The following is a 620-nucleotide window of genomic DNA, read 5'->3' as shown; positions in this document are numbered from 1 at the left end:
CGGTGGCGGCATCACGGGTGCCGGTGTCATGCTGGAGGCGGCCCGTCGCGGACAACGGGTGCTGCTATTGGAGCAAACCGATTTCGCATGGGGGACCTCGAGTCGTTCCTCCAAAATGGTGCACGGCGGCCTACGCTACATCGCCCAGGGCGATATTGCCCTGACACGCCACTCACTGCTGGAACGTGAACGTTTGCTCAATGAGTTGCCGGGGCTGGTGGAGCGGGCCACCTATCTTTTCCCGTTACGCAAGGGCGTATTCCCCGGGCGCTGGCCCATGAAGGCGGTGTTGTGGCTGTACGATTTCCTGGCCGGTATTCGCGACCACCGTTACCTGAACAAGGCACAGCTGTTAAAGCGGGTGCCCGGGTTGCAGGATCAGGATCTCACCGGGGCCATGTGCTATACCGACGCGCTCACCGACGATTGCCGCCTGGTCATGCGCACGCTGCTGGAAGGGGCGCGCCATGGCGGGGTAGCACAAAATTACGCGCGTGTTGTTCAGGCCGAACAGAGCGGGAAAGGTGAACAGGGCTTCTCTGTTACCGTGGAAGACCGGGTCAGTGGTGAGCTGTCCACGCTCAAGGCTGCTGCGGTGGTGAGCGCTACCGGAGCCTGGG

At 62.4% G+C, this 620-nt stretch carries 1 protein-coding gene; it reads left to right on the top strand.

The features are described 5' to 3' along the window. Positions 1-620: FAD-dependent oxidoreductase (locus A3754_RS04935; protein ID WP_156496808.1), on the top strand; the 620-nt coding region annotated here is incomplete at both ends.

The organism is Alcanivorax sp. HI0083 (assembly GCF_001635175.1).
Note: the sequence above shows the minus strand (reverse complement) of the source record. Positions and strands in the feature narration are given on the sequence as shown.